The following is a 21,250-nucleotide window of genomic DNA, read 5'->3' as shown; positions in this document are numbered from 1 at the left end:
TTCCGGAATCAGAGATAAGTCGTAACGCCGTCCCCGCTTTCGATGTCGGCGAGCGATCCCGAAGCATCGGCGGCCAGCTTCCGGCAGACAGCCGAACGGCCGCGATAGTAACCGCCCTGCGTAAAACTGCCGCCGAAGAAAACGAACTCCCCGGCATCGTTGCCGCCGTCGGGAAAGAGGAACGTATTGGTTCCCTGCCCGAAGAAGGGCTGACCGACGCCCGACAGGAGGTTCTTCGTGCTGTAAAGATCGTTGTCGGGAATCCGGTAGCCGTAACCGGCCGGGTTGTAGACGTCCGTGGTAATGGTGGCGCCGTAGAAGACCGCGTCGCACGGGACACTCTTTTCGTCGACCTCCGTACCCTTGAAAACAGCGATGCCGTCGGCGATATTTTTATTGCCGTTGCTGTTGTAGTTGTGAAGGAATCCGGTGGTCTTGTCGCCGATGCCGTCGGCCCCGGCCTGCGTATTGTAGTCGACACTGCAAATCCAGTTGGCGCCGCTGATGTCCGCACTCGAATTGCCGTTGAGCCGCTTGTTGACACCGCCGACATAGAAGAATGTACCCTTGGCCGCACGGCCCGAGGTGAGGTTGAACTTGTAGGTAACGTAACTGCCCTGCACCCAGCCCTTGGCGTTGACCTTGTTGTTGCGGCAGGCGATAACGCAGTAGGGCGTCTGCGCAAAGTCGATCTCCTCGAGGGCCATGAACTGAATGTATTCGTTGTTCGTGTCGCTACCCTTGGCGTCGGCCAGCATGCCCGTAATGACGATGGCGCTGCGGAACTCCTTGGCCAAAGGCTCGACCGTCATAATGATGGGCGCCTCATCGCCGGAATCCAGGCGGAACGAATGGAAACAGTCGCTGGCCGTACCGGGGAAGTAGCTGAACGCAGCGCGGTACTCCCCCCGGGTGCTTCCCTTGAAATGGATGCAGCCGTTCTCGTCGGTGGTGTGCCGGTGGGAGTAGAGTTCTCCGTCGTCGCCGATGAAGTTGAGCGTGAGCGGCTCGTTGGCACGCGGGGCGTCGGTCTTGGCGTCCATCACCTGAAGCGTGCGCGGCAGGAACCAGGCGCCGTCGTTGTCGTCGTCGCTGCACGAACCTGCCAGCAGGCAGGCCGTGAGCAGCAACAGGATATTCTGGAATTTCATGGAATCGTCATTTACTTGTTATACTTGATAGATACGTGGCCCAGCCGGTTCGTGGCGTTGGGCACGACCGACGACTTGCCGTCGGTTCCGGTCAGGCTGGCGCAGCGCAGACGAATGCTGACCGACGCCTTGTCCTGCAAAGCGGCGGGCAGGGCGAAGTCGAAGACCTTGAAGCCGGGCATGTAATGAGGCAGCGCATTTTTCGAGTCGCACTGGCCGATGACGGTATAGCTGCCGCCCGGAACGGCCGTCCACGACGTACCGTCGGTCGAATATTCGACTACGAAATCGCGCGGTCCGGTAGCCAGCAGCGAATTGGTCTCGATCTGCAACGACAGCTGCGAACGGATTCCCGAGGTCGAGACGTTGCTGATAAGCCAGTAGGTGTCCGTATCCCACAGCGCCGAATACATACCGCCGCCCTTGACCGTATTGGCCGTACCCTGACCGTTCGAGTCGACGTCGCCGCGCGGCTTGTTGCCGAAATAAATGCGGCCGCTGCCGGCGAGGAAGGCGTTGTAGAAACCGTCGGCATTGCTCTTGTAGAGCGAGGCGGACGCCGGGCCGGTCGTCGGGGCGACGTGGGTCACGCCCTCCTTGAATCCGGCGGGTTTGACACAGGTCCACTCGACGAGCACCTTGCTGAAGCTGTTCTCGCGCGAAGGGTCGAGGGCGATCTCCGCCTGGGTGAGGTGACGGATCTGGAAAGCGCCCATCTCCCCGAAATTGGAGTTGTACTCGCGGGTCAGGATGCCCGTGACGGTTCCCGAACCCATCGGCAGCGAATGACGGCGGTAATCCACGCCGAAATTGGTCAACATGTACAGATGGTCGCCGTTGATATCGCGCAGGCACGTGCCGTAGTACTTGGTGAGATTCTTGCCGTAGACATTGACGCCGCCGCCGGATACATAGTACTCGTCGTAGTTGACAAGACCGCCGTAAGGCATCGCGATCTCCACGTCGCGCAGCCGGACCAGCGAGAAAAGCATCTCGTCGGTCAGATCGCGGATGTAAACCTCGCGGGGCTGTACGGGCGAACCGGCCTCTTTCTGCATGATATGTTCGGCGGCGATACCCGTGAAAACTTTATAGGTGAACGTCCCTTCGGCAACCTCCTTCACGGTGCTGCCCAGCAGCCAGAGCCTTACGCGGTCGTTGCGGGCGACGCCCAGGTCGATCGTCGACTCGAAGAGCAGCGCACGGCCTTCGGCGTCCTGAATCGAATAACGCCGATTCGGGAAGTTGGCATTGCGTCCGTCGAGCACGATCTGCCCCGTGACGTAGACGTTTTCCTCCACGTCGCCGGTCCCGAGGGCTGCCGCAAAGGCGAAGTCCTTTTCCGTGGCGGCAGAGGGATTCATGCTGAAAGACTGGGTGATACGTACGGCCGCTTCGGTCGTGCGGCCGAACTCATCCTGATAGAGGAGCGAAATCACCGCGATGCGCCGTTCAGACGAGCCGTTCTCCCCGGCGTCGAATGCGAGTTTTCCGTCGGCGAGGGTCAGGTTTTCGATCCATGCCCCGCCTTCCTCGTCCCCGTAGCTGACCGAGAGGTCGATGCCCGAATCGACGGACGTTTCAACGGCGATTTCGTGGTGTGCTGCCGTGGCGGAAATCGGCAGGGCTTCGGTTTCGAGACGGATATACGACTCGACGGGCATTTGCGAAAGGATGAACGAGTCGCTGGCGTCGCCCGAGAGCGTCGTGGCCGTAATGACGGCCGTACGCTTCTCGGTCATCGAGGTATTCTCCGAGTAGGTGATGATCACCGAGGCGCTTTTGGCGCCCTTCGTCAGGTTGAGTGTGAACCAGTCCGCGTCGCTGTGGAGTTTCCACGACGTGTCCGAACGCAGGATGAAAGAGGCGGTGCTGCTCTCGGGGCCGATGACGACCTCGGGCTTGTCGAAATGCAGCGTGGAGGTCTCGTCGTCGTCCGAACAGCCGCAGAAGAGCGCCGCGGCGCTCAACACGACCGCCGTACGGGCGATAAACCGCTTGATGAAGTATGTGTTCATTGTTCAGTTTCTTTTAGGCATGGATATACGTTATTTGGCAAAGGACCACTCGATGACCACCGGAAAATGGTCCGAAGGGTACTTCTGCGAATACGAGGTGTTGACAATCGCCCACGACTGCACCTTCGTCCGGCCCTTGGTCACGAAAATATGGTCGATGCGCGAAGCCTTGGCCGGAGGTGTGGAGATATACTTGTAACCGTTGTAGGAGGGCCAGTCGGCGTTGACCTTATCGGTCGTACGGGCATAGCTGTCCACCAGCGTCCCGGAGGTAACGATCGTGTTGTAGACGTTGGTCTGCTGGTTCGAGTTGAAGTCACCGGTGCAGAAGGCCGGGGTCTTTCCGGCGATCTCCGCGACCTTCTCGATCAGCAGCTTGGCGCTCTCGGCCCGGGCGACGGTTCCGATATGGTCAAAATGCGAGTTGAAGAGGAAGAACTCCTTGCCCGTGGCCTTCACGCGGAAATGCGCCCAATTGCACATGCGCGGGGAATAGGAGTCGGAGAATTTCGTATTGGGAACGTTGGGCGTCTCCGAATACCAGAACGAACCGCTTTCGAGCACTTCGAATTTGTCGGTCTTGTAGAATATCGGATTGAAATGACGGCGCTCCACATTGTCTTCGCCCGTCACGCTCGTGCCGATCCAGGTGTATCCGGGAAGGGCGGCGGCCATATCCTCGATCTGGAACTTGTAGGGTTCCTGCGCACCGAAGATGTCGAAATCCTCGGCTTCGAGCAGCCGGCAGACGATCTCCTTGCGGTTCTCCCAGCGTCCGGCCTCCTCGTTGCGGTTGTCGTACTGGATGTTGTAGCTCGCCACGCGGATGGGTTCGAGCCATTCCAGCTGTGTGCCGCCGTTGCCGCCGCCGTCGTCGTCCGAACTGCACGAGAGGGCCGAGGAGCTGAACAGCAGAAGTCCGCAAAAAAGGGTCGATTTCAGAAGTCGGTTCGTAATATGGAAAGTATTCATGGTGTTTTGCTTTTATCAGTTTTTATATCGGAACGGGAACGGAGCGGGGTTGAAGAGCGGATCGGAACCCTGCAACAGCCACATCCGTGAATTGCGGTCGTCGCCCTTGTCCAGACGCTTGATCGCCTCGGAAACCTGCGCATTGTTGTTGTCGATCTCCGACTGCGGATAGCGGTAGCGCAGAGGCAGGTAGCCGTCGTTGTAAATCTGGTCGGTGTTGTGCGTCAGGTAGGCCGAGAAATCGGGATAGCCCGTACGGCGCAGTTCGAAATAGGCCTCGTTGCCGCCCTGCATGAAGAAATTGAGGTATTTTTCCGTGATGATCTTACCCAGTTTTTCGGTGTCGCTGCCCTTGAACTGCACCTTTTCGTGCCCCAGGTAGGCCCGGGTGTCGGCAGAACTCACCCCCAGGAACTCATGCGCAGCGCGGATGCCGTTCAGGTAATGGGTCTCCGGATCGTCGTCGGTCCAGCCCCGCAGGGCGGCTTCGGCGAGAATGAATTCCTGCTCGGGATAGCCGATGTTCATGGCCGAAGGACCGACCGGCTCCAGATACCATTTCGACTTCAAGCGCGACTGCGACCCGTTTTCCATGTCGGTATTGTTGTTGTCTCCCGTAGCGCCGGGATTGGGAATGACGCCCTTGTAATTCGCAAGGTCCGTGGGATCGGCATTCTTGCCGTCCAGCTTGATCATCATTTCGGCCAGTTTCGGCAGGCGCATGTCCCCGCGCTCCCGCATCCAGTCGACGACGAACTTGGAGATCCGGTACGACGAAACGAAATTGTTGTCGTTGTAATACTTGTAATTCTCCATATTGCCCTTTTCGTCGCGGATGGCGCTGTCGGACAACGCCCCCATGATCGGGTTGCCCTCCGGATCGCCGACGATGCCGGCGAACAGTTCGCCGACACGCTCCCCGGCGATGGTCTGCTTCATCGAGCAGTTGATCAGGATGCGCAGGCGGTAAAGATTGATCAGCTGACGCCACTTGCGAATGTCGCCGCCGAAGATCACATCGCCGTCGATTTTGGTATTGTCGTAGTCCCCCAGGGCCTCGTTGGCCGCTGCAAGCTCCCGCAGCAGCCCGGCCACGATCTCCTCCTGGGGATCGTATTTGGGAGAAAAGTTCGGATCGTCGAAGCGTCCCTGCGCAGCCTCGGTGTAAGGCACGTCGCCGAACAGTCGGGTGGTGTCGAAAATCCAGCTGGCACGGAAGTATGCCGCAAGGTGGATGTAACGGGGATCGTTGAGGCGTTCGGCTTCGCGGACCATGTCGTAGCACCAGGTCACACGGCGGTATTCGCTGATGAAATTGCGGCGCTGGAAGTTGAAATGGCCGCCGCCACCGCGCTGATCCCACTGCCAGGCCAGCCGGTAGGGCTGCACACCGTAGTATTCGATGCCGAAAGTCGTGATGCAGAGCTGTGTGAGGATGGTTTTCGGATGCACCTGCGTCGGCTTGTTCACGTCCTGGCTCACCTCGTCCATGGTCAGGTCGCAGGAAACGAACACCAACGGCAGGACGAAAAATATCGAGAGAAAGCGTTTCATATTCATATCCGTATTAGAGTTTGAGGGTAAGATTGAAGCCGATCATGCGTTCGGTCGGATAGGAGAAATTCTTATAAGCCGCATCGGGGTCTTCGTTGTCGAGCTTCTTCCAGATGAGCAGGTTGGTGCCGATAACGGAAAGTTCAAGCCCCTTGAAAATCCGGCTGCCGGAGAGCAAATCCGAAAAATCGTAGCCGACGGACATCGTGCGGAGTTTGATGAAATCGCCCTTGAAAAGGTTGTAACCCATCGTGTAGGGACCGTTGAGCTTACCCATGTAGCCGATCCAGCTTTTGAAATAGACAGGCGTAGTCGAAGGGGCGTAGCCGCGCGTATCGTAGAGCACGTTGCCGTGATCGTCATACTCGATGTCGCCGTCGACCACCACCACGGCGTTCGAAGGGATGTACGACGGAGTTTTCGTCCAGTCCAGCTCCCGCTCGGGAGCGGCCGTGAGCTTGTGGGTCCCGGCTTCGATCATACGGGCGTTGAGGTCTGAACGGATGACACCGCCGACACGGCCCGCGATGTCGAACGACAGGCTCCAGTTGCGGTAACGCAGCGTCGACGAGATGCCGAACTCCCAATCGGCGCCGGCATAGCCGATCACACGCTTGAAGGGGTCTTCGATGGGACGCCCGTTGTTCTCGAAAACGATGAAATTGCCCTGCGGATCACGCTGCCAGACGCTCTCGTAGAGCGCATCGGCACGGTCGCCCACCTTGAGGTTGTTGTAGTTATAGGCCCCGTTGTAAATCTTGTCGAGGTACTTACGGGTCTGGAACCAGTTGAAGCTGATGTCCCATTTCCAATCCTTGGTTTTGATCGGCGTGGCCCCGACCATCAGTTCGTATCCTTCGCGGCGGTAGTCGTTGCCGTTGGTGAGCATCTCCTCGTAGCCGCTCGACTGGTTGATGTCGACCTTCTGGATCTGGCCCTCGTCGTAGGTGCGGTAATAGCTGAAGTCGAAACGCAGGCGGCTGCCGAAAAAGCGCAGGTCCGTGCCGACCTCGAACGAACTCGTGAAATAGGGTTTGATATTGGGATTGATGATCGTGGTCGGAGGCGTGAACGCGGCATTGCCGTCCCAGTAGGTATTGAACGAATAGGTGTCCTGCAACATGTAGACGGTCGACTGGTCAAACCCGACCTTGGCCCACGAGGCGCGGACTTTCCAGAAGGAAACAGCCTTCGGAAGCTTGACCGCCTCGGTGATCAGTGCGCTGAACGCCACCGACGGATAGAAAAAGGAGCGGTTGTTCTTGTTGAGCGTCGACGACCAGTCGTTGCGGCCGGTGAACGAAAGGTAGAATGCATCGCGGTAACCCAGCGTGACGGACCCGTAAGCGCCGGCCATGCGGCGGCGTTCGATCTTCGAAGTGGTCGACGGGGTGTTCTGCGAGTTGGAAAGGTTGTAGAGATCGGGCTGCTGGAGTCCGCCCTCGGTCGTCGAAAAGAGGTAATTGCGCTGGTAGTTGAAGAGCGAAACACCCAGCATGGCGTCGAGGTCGAACTCCCCGAACCGTTTCTTGTACGAGAGCATGGCGTCGAGGTTGACGTCGACGCGGCGGTCGCTGCCGACCGAATAGAGACCGCGGTCGTTGCCCACCCAGGCGTAAGGTTTGCACTCCTCCTGGTTCTGGTGTTTGGAGTCGGTGGCGGCCTTGACCATGAAATTGAGGTCGTCGGTGATGTCGTAGTCCAGCGACGCCGAAGCGATCAGTTCGGGTTCGCTGTAAGGACGCGTGTACTCCTCGGCCACAAACCAGGGATTGTTGAACCACACGTGGTTCCAGTTACGCTGGGCGTAGCCTTCCTGCCCCTCCTCCCAGTAATTGCGCAGATCGCGGATGTCGTTGTTGGCGCCCATATACACCAGAATGTTGTAATACGGATGCGAATTGCCGTAACCGGACCAGGGACGGTTTTTGGAATAGGTATAGTTGTAGATCATGCTGGCATTGATATGCAGCTTCCTGGTGATGTTGTAGTTGGCCGCCATATTGACGCCGAAGCGCTTGAGATCGGTGTTGGGAGTCTGCCCCCGGCGGTAGAGCTGGTTGAGACTGATGCGGAACGACCCCTCCTTGAATTTATGGGAGATGCTGACGTTGTTGCTCGTGGTGAGGCCCTGTTGCAGAAAATTGCGGAAATTGTCCTTGTGGGAGACGAAAGGCGTCGGAATCCGCTTCCCCGTCTTGGGGTCGATCGGGCTGTTGTACTGTACGGTCTCGAAATAACCGCTCGGCGTGGTGGGGTCCTTCTGGTCGAGTTTCGGGCCCCAGGTCCACAGACCGTCGTATACGCCGCCGCCCTTGCCGTCGAGGTAGGAATACTGGCCGAAATCGCCCGTACCGTAGATGCTCTGCTGCTCGGGCAGGGTGAGGTACCCGGCGGTGAACATCGTCGAGGAGTTGAGCGTGATCTCGGTCTTCTCGCCGATGTCGTCGCCTGTCTTGGTAGTAATCAGGATCGCACCGTTGGCGCCGCGCGAACCGTAAAGCACGGCCGCCTGCGGACCTTTCAGGACCGTGATCGATTCGATGTCGTCCGACGAAACGCCGCGGTAATAGGTCACGGGCGTTCCGTTGATGACGTAGATCGGGGTCTCGCCACGCAGCTTGATCGGAGGATCTTCCAGAATGCCGGCGCGGGTATTGACCGTAAGTCCGGCAACCTTGCCGTTCAGGGCGTTGATCGGATTATCGGTCTTCACCTTGTCGAAAGCGTCGGAGTTGACCTGCTGGAGCGAATATCCCAGGCTCTTCTCGGCTTTCTTGATGCCGAGGGCCGTGACCACGACCGTTTCCAGCGAAATGTCCGACGGTTCGAGACGGATGTCCACACGGGTCTGCACGCCGACATGCGTCCGCTGGGTCTTGTAGCCGATATAACTGAACGAAACGGACGCCCCGACCGGGACGCTGATGCGGTAGTTGCCGTCGGCATCGGTGACGCATCCGTTGGTGGTTCCCTCCTGGATGACCGTGACGCCGACGAACGGCATGCCCTTTTCATCGGTAACACGCCCCGTCAGGGCCACCGGCCGGGAATCGGTGCGGGGGGGGGTTCCGGCAGACCGCGCTGCAGACTGTCCGATGATGACATGGCGGCCCTTGACGGTATAGGTCAGCGAAGTGCGCGCCAATGCCAGATCCATCACCTCCTGGATCGAGGCGTCGGCGACCTTCACCGAAACACGGATGTCCGCCACATCCTGGTCCTTGTAATTGAACAGATAGTCGCTGGAGGCTTCTACCTGACGGAAAAGCTGCACGAGCGTCACCTCCTGTCGGGTATCCACGGTGATTTTCCGTTCCTGGGCGTGAACGACCGTCGTGCCCAGCAACAGCATGCACACGACCGCACGGCGCAGGACGGTGCGCAAGCAGCGTGTCTTCTGAAAAAATGCGTTGGTAAAGTTTGGTTTCATTGTTTCCGGGTTGGAAGTTTAAAGGTATTGGTACGTTGCCGCGATCGGGGCATCGGACCGAAGCAGAACGGCATCCGTTCGGGCGGAAGCTGCAAAAATCGGAAAGGCGAAGACAGGGATCTTGTCAGTTCATAGGCATCGGAAAATTTAGGAGTTCGGTATTATCGGGTTGGATTTTCAGCGTTTGGTAACGAAATAGACATTGTCGAGTTTGCTCCACTCCATGCCGGTCTGCCGGCTCACGATGTCGAGCGCCTGCTCGACGGACAGCCGTGTTTCGAGCGCACCTGAAAAGCGGGTCCGGCCGACGTCTCCCGCATCGGTGATGATGCGGACGTCGTAACGCGCGGAGAGTTGTTCGAGGAGCTCCTCCAGAGTGAGCGATTTGTAGCGGAACAGATTGTCCTTCCAGGCGGTCGTGATCTCGGGATCGAATTCGCTGACGGTGATTTCGCCGCTCCCGACATGATAAACGGCCCGGCGCGAAGGCGTCAACCGCAGATTCTGATTTCCGGCGCGGAACGCGACCGACCCTTCGACCAGCGAAGCGCTGACAATGCCCTCTTCAGTCCGGTTGCTGGCATCGAAAGTCGTGCCCAGCACGGAGACCTGCACATCGCCCATCTCGACAACAAATCGTTTGTCCGGCATCTTCTCGACTTCGAAAAAGCCCTTGCCGACAAGCCGCACGTTCCGCTCGTCCCTGCCGAAATCACCGTCGTACTCCAGACGGCTCTCCTTATCGAGGGTAATGCGGCTGCCATCGGGCAGCTCGAACGACGAAATGCTGCTGCCCGTGATGAAGGCGAACCTTTCGGCAGCACGGGGACCGGACAGCGCCCATCCGCAGAACAGTCCCACGGCCAGCATGGCGGCCATCGACGCATAACGCCCCATACGAGTGGCGAGCAGGCGCAGCATGCCGCTCCTGCGCGATTCGGAGCCGGCAGCGATCCGCCGCTGCAATTTCCGGAACTCCCGCTCCGGGTCAATGCTGCGGGTCGTCGTCACGCGGGCGTTCCAATAGCTCCTGATCCGAGCGTATTCCTCTTCATGCGCGGGATCGGCGGCCCGCCAGGCGGCGAGGGCTTCGCGTTCACCGGCCGGGCAAACCTCCGTGAGATCACGGACAAGCCGGGCGTTGAGTTCTTTTTCCGAAAGGGTGCGTATGTCTGTTTTTGATTTCATGTCTTATGGATTAAGTACCGGAAACGGCGGAATGTTCTTAACGGATCAGCAAATATTTTTCTTGCGCAGAGCCTCGCGGATCTTCTGCACGGCATGGCCCAGGTGCACTTCAAGGGTTTTGACGGAGATATAGAGCGTCTCGGCCGCTTCGCGGTGCGACATCCGGTCCTCGCGCACCAGTTTGAAGGCCAGCTTGCATTTGGGCGGCAGCGACTCGATGGCACGGTTTATCTCGCGGACGGTCTCGGCGGAAATGCAGTCGTCCTCGGGAGTCGTGCTGGTGCGGGCGAAAAGGTCCAGCGGCATTTCGTCCAGATTGACGGTGGGCAGGTTGCGTTTCCGGAGATAATTCAATGCCTTGAATTTGGCGATCCGGTAGATATAAGCATTGAAATTCCGGATTTCGGGAAGTTCAAGACGGTTCTCCCAGACCGCGAAGAACACGTCGGAAGTCAGTTCCATAACAGCCCCGTCATAGCGGACATACAATCCGATATAACGGGCTATACGCTTGTAATAAAGCATATAAAGTTCCTGCAAAGCCTCCTGGGAAGCATTGCAGGCCAGGTCGTCGAGGATGTAACGGATGTCGGTCGGGTCCATGCTTTCTATTGATTAAGTACCCTAAAATCGCAAAAGTTCTTAATCGGAGAGGTGTTTTTATGCGAATAACGGGAAACAATCCGGAAAAACCGCCCTGCTGACAGGGTTTCGGGAGAAGAATGCGAACGCAGTCCGGCCCGGAGGAGCATATGTTCCATCCGGGCCGGACAAACGAAAGAGGCAAGCCCCTGAAATCAATAACGGTAGTGCTCAGCCTTGTAGGGACCGTCCTCCGGAACGCCGATGTAGTCGGCCTGACGCCGGGTCAGGCGGGTCAGTTCGACGCCGAGGTTGTCCAGGTGCAGGCGCGCCACCTCCTCGTCGAGGCGCTTCGGCAGGCGGTAGACGCCGACCGCGTGCTCCTTCTGCCACAACTCCATCTGCGCGAGGCACTGATTGGTGAAGGAGTTCGACATCACGAACGAAGGATGCCCCGTGGCGCAGCCGAGGTTCACCAGACGGCCTTCGGCCAGAATGAAGATCGAATGGCCGTCGGGGAAAGTGAACTTGTCGACCTGCGGCTTGATGTTCAACTTCACGGCCCCGGACGTTTCGAGGCGCGCCATCTGGATTTCGTTGTCGAAATGGCCGATGTTGCAGACGATGGCCTGGTCGCGCATCCGCTCCATGTGCTCCAGCGTGATGATGTCGCAGTTGCCCGTGCAGGTGACATAGATGTTGCCCTCGGCGAGCGCACTCTCGACGGTCTTCACCTCGAAGCCCTCCATGGCGGCCTGCAAGGCGCAGATGGGGTCGATTTCCGTGACGATCACCCGGGCGCCGTAGGAGCGCATCGAGCGGGCGCAGCCCTTGCCCACGTCGCCGTAGCCGCACACGACGACCACCTTGCCGGCGATCATCACGTCCGTGGCGCGCTTGATGCCGTCGGCCAGCGACTCACGGCAGCCGTAGAGGTTGTCGAACTTCGACTTGGTGCACGAATCGTTGACGTTGATGGCCGGAACCAGGAGTTCGCCGGCCTCCTGCATCTGGTAGAGGCGGTGTACGCCCGTGGTGGTCTCCTCGCTCACGCCCTTCCATTCGGCGACCGTGCGGTGCCATTTTTCGGGGTCCTCGGCCAAAATGCTTTTCAGCGTGCCGAGGATCACCTCCTCTTCGTAGGACGAAGGTTCGTAATCGAGCGTCGAGGCGTCGTTCTCGGCCTTGTAACCCTTGTGGATCAGCAGCGTGGCGTCGCCGCCGTCGTCGACGATCAGCTGCGGGCCTTTGCCGCCGGGAAACGAAAGGGCCATGGCGGTGCACCACCAGTATTCGGGCAGCGTCTCGCCCTTCCACGCGAAGACCGGGACGCCTGCGGCGGCAATCGCGGCGGCCGCATGGTCCTGCGTCGAGAAGATGTTGCACGAGCACCAGCGCACGTCGGCGCCCAGCTCCACGAGAGTCTCGATCAGAACGGCCGTCTGGATGGTCATGTGCAGCGAACCCATCACGCGTACGCCTTTCAGCGGCTTTTCGGGTCCGTATTTGCGGCGCACGGCCATCAGGCCGGGCATTTCATGCTCGGAAATCTCGATCTCCTTGCGGCCCCATTCGGCCAGCGACATGTCGGCAACCTTATAGGGAAGAGTGTTGTCAATATACATAGCAGTATGTTTTTAAGTTATCGCATCGTTCGTCCGTATCTGCCCGGTTGAGACCCGCGGCGTACCGCCGCGTTTACAAGTCTGACCCCACCCCAAACCCCTCCCTCGGGAGGGGCTTGTCGCAACGCAACCGGGTTTTTGACCAAAATACGGACACATTATTTCAATCCTAAAATATATTCCTTGTCCCTGGCAATCTGCCCGCGCAGTTCCTCCACCGAAGCGAACCGGCGTTCGTCGCGGATCTTTTCGAGCAGTTCGACCCGCAGCCGACGGCCGTAAAGTTCGCCGCGGAAGTCGAAAATATGCGTCTCCAAACGCCGCTCGACACCCCCGACCGAAGGGTTGCGGCCCAGGTTCGACATGGCGTCATAGACTTTCCCGCCGACCTCCGCACGCGAACGGTAGACCCCGTCGGCAGCGGCGACGTCCTCCGGAACGGCCAGATTGGCCGTCGGAAAACCCAACTCACGTCCGAGTCGGCGTCCGTGCTCCACAACGCCTTCGATCAGAATCCGTTCCATCAGATTTTTTCGGTCAGTTTACGCACCAGCCGGAACTGCGAGAAGAACTCCTTGGCAAAGACACGCAGTACCGTATAGGAAGGTATCGCCAGCAGCATGCCCAGGATTCCGGCCAGCGACCCGGCAATGAGAATCACCAGGAAGATTTCGAGCGGATGCGCCTTCACTCGTTCGGAATAGAGCGTCGGCTGGAGGATGAAATCGTCCATACCCTTGAGGATCAGCAGCGACCCGGCGATCACGAAAGCCGTATGCCCCACGCTCATGCCCTCGATCGGCGAGACGATGCCCACGAAGACCGAGACCACGCCGCCGATCAGCGGCCCGGCGTAAGGCACGACGTTCATCACACCCATGATAAGGCCGATGAACCCCGCGTCGGCGGCCTTCATCCCGAAGGCCATCATCACCAGCGTCACGGCGATCGTGAGCAGCAGGCTTTCCGAAAGGATACCCGTAAAGTAGCGCGCCAGCAGGACCGTCACCGAATCCAGCGCACGGGTGATGTTGCCGTGATAATGTTCCGGGAAAACGGAGGTGACCATCGCGTAGAACAGGCCCTCCTCCTTGAGGAAGAAGAAGGTGATGAACGAAACGGAGAAAATGGCGATCACCGACGAAAGCACGAGGTTGATGACCGACGAGAAAATCGTGTTGAGCGAATTGATGTCGATGATCTGCCGGAGGGCGGCCGTCAGTTCGTCGGAGAGCGAGAAAGTGCTCTCGGGCAGGGAGAAAAGCGCCTGCAAATCGTGCTGCATCCGGGCGATCGGCTCGCCGATGCTCCCCACGACCGCCGCGAAGTCGACGTGCGCGAACTGGTTTATCTTGTTGAAGACCAGCGGCACGAACAACGAACACAGCGTAGCCAGGACGACCCAGATCACCACGAGGGTCGCCAGCGCGGCCAGCCAGCGGGGAACCTGCCAGCCCTTGAAGTGAAGCCCCGAAAGAAACTTCACGAGCGGATTGCCCATGACGGCCAGCACGGCCGAAACGAGGATGTAGACGACGATCGAGGAGAAATACCAGACCAGAAAGAGCACGGCCGCGGCAACCGCCGCGCCCGCGATGAACCGCAGGAAGGTCTGGGGCGTCGCCTTCATGGCGTTATTCGTTTTCGAGGTTCTTGCGCAGCCGGGCGATCGGAGTCTGCGAACCCACCGTGGGATCGCCGATCTCCACCAGCAGTTCGCTGTCCTTGGGGACGAGCACGTCGACGCGCGAGCCGAACTTGATGAATCCGCAGACGCTGTTCTGCTCGACCTGATGACCGACGGTCATATACGAGATGATGCGCCGGGCGATCAGTCCCGCGATCTGGCGAAAGAGCACCTTTTGGCCCGAGGGCATCCGCACCACGGTCGTCGTGCGTTCGTTCTCGGTCGAGGATTTGGGGTGCCAGGCCACCAGGAAACGCCCCGGATGGTATTTGAAATACTCCACCTCGCCGCCCACGGGAACCCAGTTCATGTGGACGTTCGTAATGGACATGAAGATCGAAATCTGCAACATCTCCTCCTTGAGGTACTCGTCCTCGGAGACGACCTCCGTCACGACCACGCGGCCGTCGCAGGGAGCGAAGACCAGATCGGTATCGTGGATGCGCACCCGGCGGGGTTCGCGGAAGAAGGCTACGATGAAGAACCAGAACAGCAGCAGCACGAGGGTGCTGAACCACAGCAGCGAGACGTTCGCATCGTGGACCAGCAAATGGTAAAACAGCCACCACAGAAGCAGGCAGACAGCGCCCGAGATGCCGATGATTTTGTATCCTTCCTTATTGATTCTCATAACACGGTTAAGTTTGCAGTTACATCACAAAAAGCATATAGACGAAGACGAACGGCGCCGAGAGCAGCATGGCGTCGAAGCGGTCCAGCACTCCGCCGTGACCGGGAATCAGCGTTCCCGAATCCTTGACCCCGGCGGCGCGCTTGAACATCGACTCCACCAGGTCGCCCAGAACCCCCGTAGCGGCCGCGACGAGCGCCAGCCCGGCCCACACCCAACAGCTGCCGTCCATCACGCGGGCGGCGACGAGTCCCAGGACAACGGCCCCGGCGATACCGCCGAAGAACCCTTCCCACGACTTCTTGGGCGAAAGGCGTTCGCACAGGCGGTGCCTGCCGACGGACATGCCCACCAGATAGGCGAAAACGTCGTTGGCCCAGATGATGAAAACGTAGAAAATCATCATCCAGGGACTCCACGTCTCGCTGCCGATGATCGGAATGTAACACATCAGCGAGAACGGCAGCGCCACGTAGACGACGCCCATGAAAGTGATGCCGATATTGGCGGCGGGATTCTCCCGACGGCGGTAAAGTTCGCAGATGAACATGGCGGGCAGCAGCAACAGCAGAAGGGCCATTCCGCAGGCGAAAGCCTGCCGGGCGCTGCCGAGTATCTGGATGTCGTCCGACACGAATGCGAAATTCAGGGCGAAAAGCACGAGTCCCGCAGCCAGTCCGACGATCCGCTGGGGATTGCTGCCCTGCTCCCCGGCCAGGGAATAGAACTCCGTCATGCCGACGACCAGCAACGCCGCCAGCAGCAGGCCGAAACTCCATTGCGACCATGCGATAGCCCCCAGCATCACCACGGCGAGGACGGCCCCGCTCACAGTGCGCACCCAGAGGTTCTTCATTTTTTCACTCATTGTTTTTTAAGGGTGTAGTTGGGTTTCAACGGGGTCATTCGGTTTCGGGCGCGGCAACGGCCGGAGCTACGGGAGCCGGTTCGGCCGTTTCGGACTTATCCGATTTGGCCGAAGGATCGGCGACCGCGGCGGCCTGCTTGCCGGCCTGCGGCTCCTCTCCGGCGGGTTTGCCGCCCTCGGCCCTGGCTTTCGCCTCGGCCTCGCGGCGTTCGCGTTCGATGTCCTTCTTGCGGCGGCCGAAGATGCGCTCGACGTCCTCGGTGAAGACCACCTCGCGGGAGAGCAGCAGTTCGGCCAGCTCTTTCAGGCCGTCGGCATGTTCGCGGAGCACCTTCTCGGCCATCTTGTAGGCCTTCTCGATCACCTGCTTGACCTCGGCGTCGATCTGCTGGGCCGTCAGTTCCGAATAGGGCTTCGTGAAGGCCATGTCGCTCTGGCCCGTGGAGTCGTAGAAGGAGAGCGTGCCGACGTTCTCGCTCATGCCGTAGTAGGCCACCATGGCATAAGCCTGCTTGGTGACGCGCTCCAGATCGTTGAGCGCCCCGGTCGAAATCTCGCCGAAGGTCAGCTGCTCGGAAACGCGGCCTCCGAGCGTAGCGGCCAGCTCGTCCATCATCTGCTCGCGCGTGGTGATCTGACGTTCCTCGGGCAGATACCAGGCGGCGCCCAGCGCCTTGCCGCGCGGGATGATCGTCACCTTGATCAGCGGGCTGGCATGCTCCAGAATCCAGCTCACCGTGGCGTGTCCCGCCTCGTGGAAGGCGATCACGCGCTTCTCCTCGTCGGTGATGATCTTGTTCTTGCGCTCCAGGCCGCCCACGATGCGGTCGATGGCGGCGAGGAAGTCCTCTTTCGAAATGAATTTCTTGTTGTGGCGCGCGGCGATCAGCGCGGCCTCGTTGCAGACGTTGGCGATGTCGGCGCCCGAGAAACCGGGGGTCTGGCGCGCCAGGAACGAACGGTCCAACTGCGGATCGAGCTTCAGCGGACGCAGGTGGACGTTGAAAATCTCCTCGCGCTCCTTCACGTCGGGAAGTCCCACCTCGATCTGGCGGTCGAAACGCCCGGCGCGCATCAGTGCCTTGTCGAGGATGTCGGCCCGGTTGGTGGCGGCCAAAACGATGACGCCCGTATTGGTCTGGAAGCCGTCCATCTCCGTCAGAAGCTGGTTCAGCGTATTTTCGCGCTCGTCGTTGCCCGAGAATCCGGCGTTCTTGCCGCGGGCGCGGCCGATGGCGTCGATCTCGTCGATGAAGACGATGCACGGAGCCTTCTGCTTGGCCTGCTCGAACAGGTCGCGGACACGCGAGGCGCCCACGCCGACGAACATCTCGACGAAATCGGAACCCGAAATCGAGAGGAACGGCACGTTGGCCTCCCCTGCGACGGCCTTGGCCAGCAGGGTCTTGCCCGTTCCCGGAGGGCCTACGAGCAGCGCGCCCTTCGGAATCTTGGCGCCCAGCTCCTTGTATTTGTCGGCCTTCTTGAGGAAATCGACGATCTCCATGATCTCGACCTTCGCCTCCTCCAGGCCGGCCACATCCTTGAACGTCACGCGCTTGGAGTTGTCCTTGTCGAAGACCTGCGCCTTGGCTTTGCCGACGTTCATAATGCCACCGCCGCCTCCGGCGCCCGCGCCGCGCGACATGGAGCGCATGATGAAGAACCACGCTCCGATGATGATTATCCACGGCAGCAGGTTGATCAGAATCGAGGTCCAAGTGTCCTTCTCCGGCTCCAAATACTCGATAGGAATATTATATCCCGCCTCCTGCGCTACCTTATTAAGTTCTGCAATGAACGGTTCAATCGGCCCCGTAATCAAAAATAGCTGGGGAGGGTTATCGGGAATACTACCTAATTGTTTATTTTTATTTTCCGGGGCATTCCGATACTTTTCAACTGCCCCTTTTTTCAGAAAAATCAACGCCCGAGACTCACCAACAATCTGCACCCGTTCCACATCTCCTTGTGCAATCATTGATCCAACAAGCGTCCAATCGCTCTTAATAGGCTGATCATTAGTCGGATTAAAAAAATAATACCCGAGAATGAACGCACCAATCAAGCCATAAATCCATAAAAAGGAAGGCCGCGGCATGTTCATATTCATTTTATTGTTGTTCTTGCTTTTCTGTGCCATAATCCGGATTACTCTTCGTATTCATATTTCACCAGCGGTGCGTCGGCCCACAGCTCCTCGAGCTTGTAGAAGCTCCGAAGCTCGGTCTGGAAAATGTGCACCACGACGTCCACATAGTCCATGGCGACCCACACGCCGTTCTGCTGGCCTTCGATGCGCCACACCTTCTCGCCCAATTTCTCGAACACCTTCTCCTCGATTTCGGCGGCTATGGCGCACACCTGCGTCGTGGAATCGGCGTTGCAGACCACGAAATGCGAACAGATCGCTCCATCGAATCCCGAGAGGTCCAACGATACAATATTCTTACCTTTTTTATCTTCAATCGCGCTGACGATCGTTTCGATCAGTTTATCCATAAATGTTCAATAGGTATCTATAACCTTGCAAAGGTATGAAAAGAGAATGAGATTTGAAAGCAACGCGGTAAAAATCGCGCCGCAAGCGGGCATATTGTTCCGGAAACGATTCATTATTTCGCCCTTTTTGTCGCCGGATTCGTTTTTTATCCCTACTTTTGGAGATACTCCAACTAACCCAAGTTCAATTTATGCGAAAAATCTTCATGTTCTGTCTGACCGGCGCACTCGCACTGGCCACGACGTCCTGCAAGGACGAAAAAGTAACCACCATGCAGACGATCACCGTCAATGGTCAGATCTGCGAGGTCAAAAGCGCTTTCTATGTGGAAGAAAAAGCCGACGAGCAATGGGAAACCTCATACGACCTCATTCTATTCAGAGAGTATTTTTCGACATTACCGTTTACAATGTCCGACTACGGTGTCGATATAGAAGTTTCTGAATCCCTGATAGGCAAAACTATCGACCTCACAGAACCCGTTACCCAAACCGGGCCTCTCAGACCATACCTCTCCGTCGGGGCAATCGGTGAAACAGAGTTCGACATCGTACACTCGTTTGAAAGAATTACGGTAAGCAATGGAGACGACATCTCTTCGGCAACAGTCTCCTACGGAATGCTCACTGTCACCAGAGACGGGGATAATTTCTCCGTCAAACTCTCCGTTAAACTTTCCGACGGCAAATCAATCTTCGCCGACTGGACGGGAAAAGCGACCAAAGTAACGATTCCGGAATAACCGACCGGATAATCGACATGCGCCCGGCCTGCGTTTTGCAGGCCGGGCGCATTCTTTCAGAGAGCGGAAGCTATGCCTTCGCACCCGGGACATTGGCCAGAATGGTCTCGGTCAAGGCCCGGATGATCGAGTTCTTGACGTAGGTGCGGCGCACGGCGACGGCGATCTTGCGCGACGTAGCCCCTTTCGAAAGGGTTTTCAGCCGGTCGTGGCGGTCCGAGGGGATGTATTCGACGGCCATTTCGGGAATGATCGTCAGACACGACGTGCAGTCGACGATCCGCATGAGCGTATCCAGCGAACCCGATTCGAACGAATAGTGCGACGGCATCGAACGCCGGGCCTGGCAGAGTTCGATGATCTGGTCGCGCATGCAGTTGCCGGGGCTCAAGATCACCAGGTCCTTGAGGTCGATCTCCTCGATACGGATATTCTGCCGCTCATAGAGCGGATTTTCGGGCGACACGTAAGCGTAGAAGCGGTCGTTGAAAAGCTCCTGCTCGAGGATGCCCTCGCCGCAGGTGCCGCTGGCGACCAGCGCCGCGTCGATACGGTCGCGCTTGAGCGCCTCGACGATGTCCGAAGTGATCATCTCGGATATTTCCAGCTCGACCTTCGGGTAGTCGCGCACGAAGGCCGGAATGAATTTGTGCAGCAGGTAGGGCGCGATGGTCGGGATGACGCCCAGCCGCAGTTTGCCCGCGGTTTCGCCCTTGAGCTCCGAAACGGCCTCCTTGATGTAATTGTACGCCTTGATCGTCTCGCGCGCCTGTTCCAGCACCACCTCGCCCGCCTCGGTGGGAATGACGGGCTTTTTCGAACGGTCCAGAAGCACCACGCCAAGCTCCTCTTCAAGCGCCTTAACCTGCATGCTCAAAGAAGGTTGCGTCACAAAACAATGTTCGGCCGCAAGCGAGAAACTCCCGCAGTTGGCCACGGCCAGCAGATATTCGAGTTGGATGATTGTCATAACAGGCGTCTATTTGAGAAAGCGAAGATATAAAAAAAATCTATATCGGACAACTTTTTCGCATTGCCGCATAGTTTTTCGTATCTTCGCCTGCAAAATGTACTTTCTCTAAAAATATGGCAAAAATCATCCTTACCGGCGACCGTCCCACGGGCCGGCTCCACCTGGGCCACTTCGTGGGTTCGCTCCGCCGCCGCGTCGAGCTGCAGAACTCGGGCGAGTTCGACGAAATATTCATTATGATCGCCGATGCGCAGGCGCTCACCGACAATGCCGACAACCCGGAAAAGGTGCGTCAGAATATCATCGAAGTGGCGCTGGACTACCTCTCGGTGGGTCTCGACCCCGCGAAATCGACGCTCTTCATCCAGTCGCAGGTGGCGGAACTGTGCGAACTGGCGTTCTACTACATGAACCTGGTCACCGTGCAGCGTTTGCAGCGCAACCCGACCGTGAAGGCCGAGATCGCCCTGCGCGGATTCGCCGAGGGCGCCGCCGAAGGCGACACGACCCAGCGTCAGGGCATTCCCGTCGGATTCTTCACCTACCCCATCAGCCAGGCGTCGGACATCACGGCCTTCAGGGCCACGACCGTGCCCGTGGGCGAGGACCAGGAGCCGATGATCGAGCAGACGCGCGAAATCGTCCACAAATTCAACGCGGTGTACGGCGAAACGCTCGTCGAGCCGGAAATCCTGCTGCCCGAGAACGCGGCCTGCATGCGCCTGCCGGGAACCGACGGCAAGGCCAAGATGTCCAAGTCGCTGAATAACTGCATCTACCTGTCGGACACGGCCGAGGAGGTCAAGAAGAAGGTGATGGGCATGTATACCGACCCCGACCACCTGCGCGTGGAGGACCCGGGCAAGGTCGAAGGCAACACAGTGTTCACCTACCTCGACGCTTTCAGCCGCCCCGAGCATTTTTCGAAATATTTGCCCGAATACGCTTCGCTCGACGAGCTGAAGGCCCACTACCGCCGGGGCGGGCTGGGCGACGTGAAGGTGAAACGCCTGCTGATCGCCATTCTCAACGAGATGCTCGACCCGATCCGCGAACGCCGCCGCCACTACGAGACGCGCATCGGCGAGGTGTACGACATCCTCCGCGAAGGCTCGGCCAAGGCCCGCGCAGCGGCCGCCGAAACCCTGGCGGATGTCCGTGCGGCCATGAAAATCAACTATTTCGACGACCGCGAGCTGATCGACGGCCAGACCGAGCATTTCAAGTTGAAAACGGAAAATTAAAAATTGAAAATCAAAGGCATTTGACTTGCACACCGGGCATCGTACAGGATGAAATCAAACCGCCCGGTCTCGGTCAATC

Annotated in this window: 17 protein-coding genes; 2 read left to right on the top strand and 15 right to left on the bottom strand. The window is 58.5% G+C overall.

What is annotated here, in order from left to right:
• Positions 1-8 precede the first annotated feature (8 nt).
• The 14 genes from BHV64_RS00780 to rsfS all read right to left on the bottom strand — a co-directional run bounded on the left by BHV64_RS00780 (position 9) and on the right by rsfS (position 18,211).
• Positions 9-1,151: a hypothetical protein gene (locus tag BHV64_RS00780; RefSeq protein WP_015547862.1), complete on the bottom strand. Its 1,143-nt coding sequence runs from the start codon at positions 1,149-1,151 to the stop codon at positions 9-11.
• Positions 1,152-1,162: 11 nt separating this feature from the next.
• Positions 1,163-3,169, bottom strand: a complete 2,007-nt coding sequence (locus BHV64_RS00775; RefSeq protein ID WP_015547863.1) for a DUF5689 domain-containing protein — start codon at positions 3,167-3,169, stop codon at positions 1,163-1,165.
• A gap of 30 nt (positions 3,170-3,199) precedes the next feature.
• Positions 3,200-4,141 (bottom strand): endonuclease/exonuclease/phosphatase family protein, encoded by a 942-nt coding sequence (locus BHV64_RS00770; RefSeq protein WP_022062574.1) that lies wholly within the window; start codon positions 4,139-4,141, stop codon positions 3,200-3,202.
• 15 nt (positions 4,142-4,156) lie between these two features.
• Positions 4,157-5,695 (bottom strand): SusD/RagB family nutrient-binding outer membrane lipoprotein, encoded by a 1,539-nt coding sequence (locus BHV64_RS00765; RefSeq protein WP_171024708.1) that lies wholly within the window; start codon positions 5,693-5,695, stop codon positions 4,157-4,159.
• A 13-nt stretch (positions 5,696-5,708) separates the two neighbouring features.
• Positions 5,709-9,128: a SusC/RagA family TonB-linked outer membrane protein gene (locus BHV64_RS00760; protein ID WP_288115470.1), complete on the bottom strand. Its 3,420-nt coding sequence runs from the start codon at positions 9,126-9,128 to the stop codon at positions 5,709-5,711.
• Positions 9,129-9,305: 177 nt separating this feature from the next.
• Positions 9,306-10,316 carry a FecR family protein gene (locus BHV64_RS00755; protein ID WP_015547866.1) on the bottom strand — a complete coding sequence of 337 codons (1,011 nt, stop codon included), beginning with the start codon at positions 10,314-10,316 and terminating at the stop codon, positions 9,306-9,308.
• A gap of 45 nt (positions 10,317-10,361) precedes the next feature.
• Complete coding sequence (locus tag BHV64_RS00750; RefSeq protein WP_015547867.1) at positions 10,362-10,919, bottom strand: sigma-70 family RNA polymerase sigma factor; 558 nt, start codon at positions 10,917-10,919, stop codon at positions 10,362-10,364.
• A gap of 194 nt (positions 10,920-11,113) precedes the next feature.
• Entirely contained in the window at positions 11,114-12,523 is a 1,410-nt protein-coding gene (gene ahcY / locus BHV64_RS00745) for an adenosylhomocysteinase (protein WP_138265860.1), read from the bottom strand.
• 158 nt (positions 12,524-12,681) lie between these two features.
• Positions 12,682-13,047 (bottom strand): riboflavin kinase, encoded by a 366-nt coding sequence (locus BHV64_RS00740; RefSeq protein ID WP_022062580.1) that lies wholly within the window; start codon positions 13,045-13,047, stop codon positions 12,682-12,684.
• On the bottom strand, positions 13,047-14,153 hold the full coding sequence (locus tag BHV64_RS00735; protein ID WP_118406678.1) for an AI-2E family transporter: 1,107 nt from the start codon (positions 14,151-14,153) through the stop codon (positions 13,047-13,049). Before BHV64_RS00735 ends, BHV64_RS00740 begins: the two co-directional genes overlap by 1 nt.
• Before the next feature lie 4 nt (positions 14,154-14,157).
• Entirely contained in the window at positions 14,158-14,841 is a 684-nt protein-coding gene (locus BHV64_RS00730) for a phosphatidylserine decarboxylase family protein (RefSeq protein ID WP_015547870.1), read from the bottom strand.
• 19 nt (positions 14,842-14,860) lie between these two features.
• Positions 14,861-15,709 (bottom strand): phosphatidate cytidylyltransferase, encoded by an 849-nt coding sequence (locus BHV64_RS00725; RefSeq protein WP_229028797.1) that lies wholly within the window; start codon positions 15,707-15,709, stop codon positions 14,861-14,863.
• 34 nt (positions 15,710-15,743) lie between these two features.
• On the bottom strand, positions 15,744-17,852 hold the full coding sequence (ftsH, locus tag BHV64_RS00720; RefSeq protein ID WP_217727286.1) for an ATP-dependent zinc metalloprotease FtsH: 2,109 nt from the start codon (positions 17,850-17,852) through the stop codon (positions 15,744-15,746).
• Positions 17,853-17,860: 8 nt separating this feature from the next.
• Complete coding sequence (rsfS, locus tag BHV64_RS00715; RefSeq protein WP_015547873.1) at positions 17,861-18,211, bottom strand: ribosome silencing factor; 351 nt, start codon at positions 18,209-18,211, stop codon at positions 17,861-17,863.
• A 191-nt stretch (positions 18,212-18,402) separates the two neighbouring features.
• Between rsfS and BHV64_RS00710 the strand changes: the two genes are divergently transcribed.
• Positions 18,403-18,954: a hypothetical protein gene (locus BHV64_RS00710; protein WP_229028796.1), complete on the top strand. Its 552-nt coding sequence runs from the start codon at positions 18,403-18,405 to the stop codon at positions 18,952-18,954.
• A gap of 70 nt (positions 18,955-19,024) precedes the next feature.
• Here BHV64_RS00710 and BHV64_RS00705 read toward each other — a convergent pair whose 3' ends face one another.
• On the bottom strand, positions 19,025-19,924 hold the full coding sequence (locus tag BHV64_RS00705; RefSeq protein WP_288115468.1) for a hydrogen peroxide-inducible genes activator: 900 nt from the start codon (positions 19,922-19,924) through the stop codon (positions 19,025-19,027).
• 116 nt (positions 19,925-20,040) lie between these two features.
• Here BHV64_RS00705 and trpS point away from each other — a divergent pair, with 116 nt between their 5' ends.
• Positions 20,041-21,171 carry a tryptophan--tRNA ligase gene (trpS, locus tag BHV64_RS00700; protein ID WP_015547875.1) on the top strand — a complete coding sequence of 377 codons (1,131 nt, stop codon included), beginning with the start codon at positions 20,041-20,043 and terminating at the stop codon, positions 21,169-21,171.
• Positions 21,172-21,250: the final 79 nt, after the last annotated feature.

Source organism: Alistipes sp. 56_sp_Nov_56_25 (assembly GCF_001915285.1).
Classification (GTDB): Bacteria; Bacteroidota; Bacteroidia; order Bacteroidales; family Rikenellaceae; genus Alistipes; species Alistipes shahii.
The sequence above is the reverse complement of the archived record's forward strand: the minus strand, read 5'-3'. Positions and strand labels throughout refer to the sequence as shown.

What these genes read in the sequence shown, in the direction of transcription:
- rsfS (WP_015547873.1), bottom strand. Translation starts at nt 18,211, where the DNA reads ATGGATAAACTGATCGAAACGATCGTCAGCGCGATTGAAGATAAAAAA.
- BHV64_RS00705 (WP_288115468.1), bottom strand. Translation starts at nt 19,924, where the DNA reads ATGACAATCATCCAACTCGAATATCTGCTGGCCGTGGCCAACTGCGGG.
- BHV64_RS00740 (WP_022062580.1), bottom strand. Translation starts at nt 13,047, where the DNA reads ATGGAACGGATTCTGATCGAAGGCGTTGTGGAGCACGGACGCCGACTC.
- BHV64_RS00730 (WP_015547870.1), bottom strand. Translation starts at nt 14,841, where the DNA reads ATGAGAATCAATAAGGAAGGATACAAAATCATCGGCATCTCGGGCGCT.
- BHV64_RS00735 (WP_118406678.1), bottom strand. Translation starts at nt 14,153, where the DNA reads ATGAAGGCGACGCCCCAGACCTTCCTGCGGTTCATCGCGGGCGCGGCG.
- trpS (WP_015547875.1), top strand. Translation starts at nt 20,041, where the DNA reads ATGGCAAAAATCATCCTTACCGGCGACCGTCCCACGGGCCGGCTCCAC.
- BHV64_RS00765 (WP_171024708.1), bottom strand. Translation starts at nt 5,695, where the DNA reads ATGAAACGCTTTCTCTCGATATTTTTCGTCCTGCCGTTGGTGTTCGTT.
- ftsH (WP_217727286.1), bottom strand. Translation starts at nt 17,852, where the DNA reads ATGGCACAGAAAAGCAAGAACAACAATAAAATGAATATGAACATGCCG.
- BHV64_RS00770 (WP_022062574.1), bottom strand. Translation starts at nt 4,141, where the DNA reads ATGAATACTTTCCATATTACGAACCGACTTCTGAAATCGACCCTTTTT.
- BHV64_RS00750 (WP_015547867.1), bottom strand. Translation starts at nt 10,919, where the DNA reads ATGGACCCGACCGACATCCGTTACATCCTCGACGACCTGGCCTGCAAT.
- BHV64_RS00780 (WP_015547862.1), bottom strand. Translation starts at nt 1,151, where the DNA reads ATGAAATTCCAGAATATCCTGTTGCTGCTCACGGCCTGCCTGCTGGCA.
- ahcY (WP_138265860.1), bottom strand. Translation starts at nt 12,523, where the DNA reads ATGTATATTGACAACACTCTTCCCTATAAGGTTGCCGACATGTCGCTG.
- BHV64_RS00710 (WP_229028796.1), top strand. Translation starts at nt 18,403, where the DNA reads ATGCGAAAAATCTTCATGTTCTGTCTGACCGGCGCACTCGCACTGGCC.
- BHV64_RS00775 (WP_015547863.1), bottom strand. Translation starts at nt 3,169, where the DNA reads ATGAACACATACTTCATCAAGCGGTTTATCGCCCGTACGGCGGTCGTG.
- BHV64_RS00760 (WP_288115470.1), bottom strand. Translation starts at nt 9,128, where the DNA reads ATGAAACCAAACTTTACCAACGCATTTTTTCAGAAGACACGCTGCTTG.
- BHV64_RS00755 (WP_015547866.1), bottom strand. Translation starts at nt 10,316, where the DNA reads ATGAAATCAAAAACAGACATACGCACCCTTTCGGAAAAAGAACTCAAC.
- BHV64_RS00725 (WP_229028797.1), bottom strand. Translation starts at nt 15,709, where the DNA reads ATGAGTGAAAAAATGAAGAACCTCTGGGTGCGCACTGTGAGCGGGGCC.